Origin of the sequence: Sphingomonas sp. LH128 (genome assembly GCF_000293195.2) — a bacterium.
In the GTDB taxonomy this organism is placed as follows: domain Bacteria; phylum Pseudomonadota; class Alphaproteobacteria; order Sphingomonadales; family Sphingomonadaceae; genus Novosphingobium; species Novosphingobium resinovorum_A.
In genome coordinates this window covers 1-6,292 of the sequence record NZ_ALVC01000149.1, presented here as the reverse complement: position 1 = coordinate 6,292, position 6,292 = coordinate 1, and the positions used below count along the sequence as shown (strand labels likewise).

The window sequence follows — 6,292 nt, the reverse complement described above, 5'->3', positions numbered from 1 at the left end:
TTCAAGGCGCAAGGCGCGGGCGCGAAGCTCAGCCGGGGTGTGATGACCACTGCGCGCATCGCCGGCGGCGCCATCATCGAGCGCGAGGTGCCTTATGACCTGCGCAATGCCCACTCGCTGAAACTGGCGCTGAAGAACCCCGATTTCACCACCGCGCGCCAGATCGCCCAGACCATCAACCGGCAGGCTCCCGGCTCGGCCGAAGTGCTCGACCCCGGCACGGTGGAGCTGCGCCCCTACGGCAGCGGGTCGCTGATCGACCTTGTCACACAGGTCGAGAACCTGACCGTCGCGGTCGACCAGCCCGCGCGGATCGTCATCAACGAGGCGGCGGGCACCGTGGTCATGGGCGCGGACGTGCGCGTCAGTCCGGTGGCCATCGCGCAAGGGGGGCTGACGATCAGCGTCACCGAGACCCCGGTGGCCTCGCAGCCCGCGCCGTTCTCGGGCGGGCAGACGGCGGTATTGCCGCGCACCACCATCCAGGCGAACGACGGCAACGGTGCGGCGCTGGCGATGCTGACCAGCGGCACTTCGCTGCAGACGCTGGTGGGCGGCCTCAATGCGCTGGGCGTCAGCCCGCGCGATCTCATCACCATCCTGCAGGCGCTCAAGACGGCGGGCGCGCTGCAGGCCGAAATAGCGGTGCAGTAGGATGAGCGATCCGATCAATACCTATCCGACGCAGGCGCGCGTCATCTCGCAGGATCGCAGCCCGGCGGCGGTGGCGCGCCAGTTCGAGGGCGTCTTCGCAGGGCAAATCACCAAGATCATGATGGAAACCGTGGAGCAGGACGAGCAGTTCTCCGGCGGCCACGGCGAGGAGATGTTTCGCGGCATCCTGGCCGAGCAGATCGGCAACTCCATCGCGTCCGGCAAGGGCCTCGGCATCGCCTCTGCGGTCGAGGCGCAGATCATCCGCCTGCAGGGCGCGACCAATGCCGAGTGACAACGAGACCGCCGCCGCCATCATCGAAGTCATGACCTCGCTTTCGTCAGTGATGCGCGAGGAGACGCGCGCGCTGGAGAGCGGCATCCGCGCGCTCGACCTGGCCGAGCTGGCCTCGGCCAAGGCGCGGCTCGTGGGCACGCTGGAGGAACGCCTCGCCCGCGTGACGCGGCAGGAGCCGGGCTGGACCGCGCAGCTGGACGCCCCCTTGCGCGAGAGCTTCACCGAAGCGCTGGGCGAGCTGCGCGCCGCCTCGATGGTCAACGCCGCGCTGCTGGAACGCCACATCGAGCTGTCGGCCGACCTGATGGGCGCGATTGCGTCCGAGGCCAAGCGCCTGACCGGCAATCGCGCCTACGCCTACGGGGCGAGCGGCACCCTTGCCCGCGCGGACCTGACGACGCCGATTTCGCTCAATGGGGAGTTTTGAGCGGGTAAATTTCGGGAGCCCCGCCGCCCTCCGGCGTGCTAAGGCCGCAGTCTGTTTCGGGAAGGAGCGGCCTGATGGGCGGTATCTGCGGGAAACCGGTTCAGCTGCTGGCGGCGGCCATGGCATTCACCGCTTCGACGGCGCGGGCGCAGCCTGCGGGCACGCTGATCGCGGCCGATCCGGTCGCCACCGCGCCTGCCGGCATGAAGGCCTGGCGCATCCGCTACTGGACCCGTGACGACAAAGACCGGCCCCTCGCGGTGACCGGCATGGTCGTCGCCCCCGCTGCCCCCGCTCCCGCTGCTCCCGCCCGGCCGGTCATCGCCTGGACGCACGGGCTGGTCGGCATCGCGCGCCGCTGCGCGCCGTCGCTGGGGGACGACAACTTCACCGTGATCCCCGGCCTGAAGGACGCCCTCGCCCGCGGTTATACCGTGGTCGCGCCCGACTATCCGGGGCTGGGGTCAGAAGGCGTGCATCCGGTGCTGATCGGCGTGAGCGAGGGCCGTTCCACCCTCGATGCGGTGCGCGCGGCGCGTCGCATCCCGGCGGCGGCGAGCGGCACCCGCTTCGCGCTCTGGGGGGAATCGCAAGGCGGCCACGCAGCCTTGTGGTCCGGCCAGATCCAGGCACGCTACGCGCCCGAGCTGCAGCTGGCGGGGATCGTCGCGGTGGTGCCGCCGACCGACCTTGCCCGCAACTTGACGGAAGGCAGCGACCCGCGCGTGCGCGCCCTGTTGATCGCCTATACGGCGACCAGCTGGTCGCGGCTCTACGGCGCGCCCATGGCGACGTTCGGGTCGGCCTCGGTCCAGCGCGTGATGATGCGGCTCGCCGACAACAACTGCGTGCGCTTCGACGCCCGGCCCAAGCTGGGCACCATCGTCGGCATCGCCATTGCCCAGCGGGCGATCGCCAGGCTCGATTTATCCCGGCAGCAGCCGTGGGGCCGCATGATGCGCGCAAACAATCCCTCGGCAGCGGCGATCCCGGTCCCCGCCCTGATCGCGACCGGAACGGCGGACACGATCGTCGCCCCGGCCGTGGTGCGCGACTTCGCCCGCCTCGCCTGCAGGCGGGGCAGGACCGTGCGCTTCATGTCGATACAGGGGGGCCGGCACGAGACCGTCGCGCGCAGCGATGCGGCGGCGATGCTGGACTGGATCGACGCCCGCTTCGCCGGCCGCAAGGCACCGGGCAACTGCGGCACGTTCTGAAAGACGATCCCCGGTCAGCCCTTCCCGGCCTGAATTCCGAGCCATTGCTCGGTGTGTTTGCGCAAGTCGATCCCCGCGTTGTGGTCATATGCGATCCACGCGCTCGTCACCAGCATCGTCCACAAGATGCTGAACAGCGATCCGACCAGGAAGTATTCGGCGAAATTGCGCTCGTCCATGTCCTTGAAGCGCGCGACGGTCTTGAGCGCGATCACGGCGGCAAGGATCTCCCAGCTATGGACGATGATCCCCGTGGCCAGGATCAGCCGTTCGAATACGCCGATCCAGCGGCCCGCGTTGTGCGCCGGGGTAGAAAGATGCGCGATGGAATCCTTCAGGCCGCTGAGGTGGAAGATCCCCCGGCAGATCAGGTTGCCCACCCAGGTCAGCAGTATCAGGGCTACTGCGGTGTAAAGGAATGCGCACCCCATTTGTCGGCCCCCGGCAATCGGTATCGATGGTCAAGTTCGGCGAGCGCCTTGTGAATGGCGGCCCACTGGATAACATACAGCTCGAAGTCGCCTGCGCTTCGCACTTTGTAGACGTTGTGTACGCTGACATTGCGGGCGTGCGCCACTTCGGCGACCGAGGCCCCGGCCAGCAGCTTGACGATATCGCCGCGCTGGGCCTGCGACCACCCGCGTTCGATGGCGGTCAGGCTTGCGCCGCTTGCTTCCAGCAGGGTTTCGAGAAGCCCGTACTGCGGGAAGGAGAAGCGGTAACGGCTCGCAGAGCGCTTTTCCCCCAGACGTTCCCGCGCGTCGGCGAAGCCCGGCCCCATCATGTTCCAGGCGCGCCGGGAATTGACCGGTGTTCTAAGATCGATGCTGCCGATCACGAAACGGCAGTCGATGTCCTTGTCCAGCAACTCGAAGCGGATCTCGCGCGCGGCTTGCGCGGCAGCCACCAGCGAGGTGAACAGGCCCTGGAATTCGTCGCCGAGCGTTATCGTCAATGGCGAGGCCATGTCGGCGGCAAGGGCCTTGTTCTGGCGGTCGATCGCGGCATTGAACCGGGCATGCAGGTCCCGGGGGTCCGCATGCCGCTCGCTCCCCACGAGATCGCCCATGAGGACGGCATGGAAGGAGGGGGAGGAAGCCATGAACGCGGTGATGGCATCAACCCAAAAAAGGGTCAATTCAGTTTTTACCCCAAATTCGGTATAATCGAGGAATTACCCCAAAAACGGGTTACGAATCGCGAGCGCCGCGAATGGCGTTTCCCTTACTCGAACACCGCGGAGAGCACCGCCGCGACGTCAGCCGGGGCGAGGGTGTCGAGCATCACTTCCAGATCGGGGCTTTGCGAATAGCCGAGCATGCGGCCGTGCCGGTCGGCGGCGACGGAGAGGACGCGCAGCGCCTCACCCTCGCGCACGACGGCGAGACCGCCAGTGGCGGGGTAGCGGTCGGGGTCCACCACCAAGGTAGCGCGGCCGGGCAGTCCCGCGCCCAGCGTCGGGCGGCCGAGGCGCAGGCCATAGGCGCGCGGGCCCGCGCTGCGCGGCGCCTCGACCTCGGCGCCGGTTGGGGTCGGCGCGATCAGGCCGCCGGGCAGGGGGGTGCCGAGGACGGGGAGCAGGCGCAGGGTCGCGGCGTTGTCGGGAGCCATAGGCTCGATCTTCGGCGCCGGAGTTGGAATCGTTGCCCGTGCTGCTACAGGAGCAGCAGCCTCAGGCGCGCCGCCGCTCAGTTCGTCCTTCAGCGCTGCGATGCGCGTGCGCGACTTGGTGAGGCGGATCTCGGGGTTGGCGACCATCGGCAGCACCGCGTCGAGGTCCCCGGCGGCGTGGAGCGCCTCGACCTCGGCCATTAGCGCCTTGTCGTCGGGCGCGCCGAACAGGCGGCGCAGGGCGGCCCGCACGTCCTCGTTCCAGCGTTCCAGCGGCTTGAGCGCGTTTTCTATGCGCGAGAGGACCACCGGCGCGATGCCGTATTCGCTTTCGAGCAGCGCGATCGTCAGCGCCGGATCGCCGCCGCGCCGCGCACGCAGGGCGGCGGCGAGGAGCACCGCGCGCAGTTCGCCCTCAGGGTCGGCAGGGGCGGGGCCGTGGAGAGGTTCCGCCCATGCGGCGATGTCGAAACCTGGGGCATCGACGTCGATCAGCAGTTCCACCGGATCCACGCCGAGCGCGCGGCCGAGATCACGCAGTTCGTCGGCCCGGGCGAAAATCTCTCCCCGCTCGATCTTGGAGAGGCGGATATAGGTTATTCCCGAAAGCCGCTCCGACAATTCGAGAAGGCTGCCGATATTGAGTTGCTTGCGGAACTTGCGGATGCGGTTCGGGAACACGAGCGTGCGATGGTAATCGATTGTCGTCATCGCCGCCTCCGTTACTTGCCGTGGACCGGCCCGATCGCTTAATTCGGGCGACTTGTCGTTCATCGCAGATCTTGTTCCGTTCTGGGGATGGCCGGGACTTTTCATGTCCGACCTTCCCGGTCAATGCGCCCATTCGGAGGGTTCTGCCGAATCGGGTCTTTTTCGCGACCGCCGCTTGATTGGCGGAACTTGGGAATTGGCGCTTACTGCCTTGCGATATCCTTAAAATTTCGCATTTCTTGCGCAATCCGGGCACTTGCCCTCCGCAAAACCGGGGTGTGGATGCGCAAAACGGCGGAATCTGTGGGTTTGCAGGGTAACGCTGCAAGGTCCGAAATGGATGCGAAATTGGGGATGAGGGAGCGAATTTTCTGCTCGCCAAGGCACATCCTTTAAGTGTCGGCTCGATCCTCCCTGTCGCGAAGCGATGGGGAGGTGGCAGTCGCGCAGCGACTGACGGAGGGGGCTTCGAGCGCGCTAACCCCTCCACCATCGACTGCGTCGGCGGTCCCTCTCCCCATCGCTTCGCGACAGGGAGGATGCTCCTTATCCCTTACCCACCGCCGTCTTCATCAGCGCCATCTGCTTGCGATAGAGGTTGGTCATCGCCGCATAGTCCTGCTGGACCTGCCCCAGCGACAGGAGCTGGTCTTCCAGCGTCACGTTGTTGCCGTCGGGCTTGGTCTCGCTGGTATTGCCGTCGAGGACGATCCGCCCGCCCGCCTGCGGGGCCCTGGCGCCCAGCGCGGTCATGCTGCCCGAGAGTTCAACATGCGGGCGCACCACATGCGGCGTGCCGCTCGAGCCTAGCTGGCCGTCCACCAGCGATGAGAAGTCCGGCGCCTCGACCGTGCGGGCCTTGTAGCCGGGCGTCTCGGAGTTGGCGACGTTCTCGGCGATGACGCGCTGGCGTTCGGCCATGGACTTCATGGCGCGGCCCATGCCGTCGAACAGGGGGGGGAGGGTGGACATCGGGTGCCTCCTTAGGAACCGGTGAGGCGCGAGAGCGCCGCCTGATAGCTGGCGAGCTTGGCCTGCTGGTAGGCGCTGCCGCCGCTGCCGGAAATGGTGCCGTCGACGATCGCCGCCTTGCCCGAATCCCAGTAGAGCGAGCGATAGGCTGACTGGATCATCGACAGCGCGCTCTTGACCCGGGAAAGCGCGGTGCCTGCCGTGGTGGCGTCGGTCAGCGTCAGCGCGCTGGACAAGTTCAGGTTGAACCGCCCCCCCGGCGTCACCTTGGCGGCTTTCGGATCGAGCACCTTGGAGGGCACGAGGCGGATCGGATCGAGCCCCAGCTTGCCCAGCGCGTCCTTGCCGTCCGCGCCCGCGATCAGTTCCAGCGTGTGGCCGGACTTGACGTCGATCTTGAGG

At 67.4% G+C, this 6,292-nt stretch carries 8 protein-coding genes and 1 pseudogene; 4 read left to right on the top strand and 5 right to left on the bottom strand.

Annotation, left to right across the window (positions count from 1 at the left end):
* The 4 genes from LH128_RS12990 to LH128_RS31405 form a co-directional block, all read left to right on the top strand.
* On the top strand, positions 1-654 hold a 654-nt coding region (locus LH128_RS12990), incomplete at its 5' end, for a flagellar basal body P-ring protein FlgI (RefSeq protein ID WP_008830100.1).
* A gap of 1 nt (position 655) precedes the next feature.
* A complete protein-coding gene (locus LH128_RS12985; RefSeq protein WP_008830099.1) occupies positions 656-949 on the top strand; it encodes a rod-binding protein in 294 nt (97 codons plus the stop codon).
* Positions 939-1,379, top strand: coding sequence for a hypothetical protein (locus LH128_RS12980; RefSeq protein WP_008830098.1), 441 nt, complete (start codon positions 939-941; stop codon positions 1,377-1,379). The genes LH128_RS12985 and LH128_RS12980 overlap by 11 nt, the downstream gene beginning before the upstream one ends.
* Positions 1,380-1,453: 74 nt before the next feature.
* Positions 1,454-2,596 carry an alpha/beta fold hydrolase gene (locus LH128_RS31405; RefSeq protein ID WP_008830097.1) on the top strand — a complete coding sequence of 381 codons (1,143 nt, stop codon included), beginning with the start codon at positions 1,454-1,456 and terminating at the stop codon, positions 2,594-2,596.
* A gap of 14 nt (positions 2,597-2,610) precedes the next feature.
* Here the strand turns inward: LH128_RS31405 and LH128_RS12970 are convergent, their stop codons facing one another.
* The 5 genes and pseudogenes from LH128_RS12970 to LH128_RS12950 all read right to left on the bottom strand — a co-directional run.
* Positions 2,611-3,027: a hypothetical protein gene (locus LH128_RS12970; protein WP_008830096.1), complete on the bottom strand. Its 417-nt coding sequence runs from the start codon at positions 3,025-3,027 to the stop codon at positions 2,611-2,613.
* Positions 2,997-3,698, bottom strand: coding sequence for a SatD family protein (locus tag LH128_RS12965; protein ID WP_051211489.1), 702 nt, complete (start codon positions 3,696-3,698; stop codon positions 2,997-2,999). Before LH128_RS12965 ends, LH128_RS12970 begins: the two co-directional genes overlap by 31 nt.
* 122 nt (positions 3,699-3,820) lie before the next feature.
* Positions 3,821-4,918: a helix-turn-helix domain-containing protein gene (locus LH128_RS12960; RefSeq protein WP_008830094.1), complete on the bottom strand. Its 1,098-nt coding sequence runs from the start codon at positions 4,916-4,918 to the stop codon at positions 3,821-3,823.
* Between the two features lie 546 nt (positions 4,919-5,464).
* On the bottom strand, positions 5,465-5,890 hold the full coding sequence (locus LH128_RS12955) for a flagellar basal body protein (protein WP_008830093.1): 426 nt from the start codon (positions 5,888-5,890) through the stop codon (positions 5,465-5,467).
* Between the two features lie 11 nt (positions 5,891-5,901).
* Positions 5,902-6,292: pseudogene (locus tag LH128_RS12950) on the bottom strand (hypothetical protein); the annotation flags it as partial.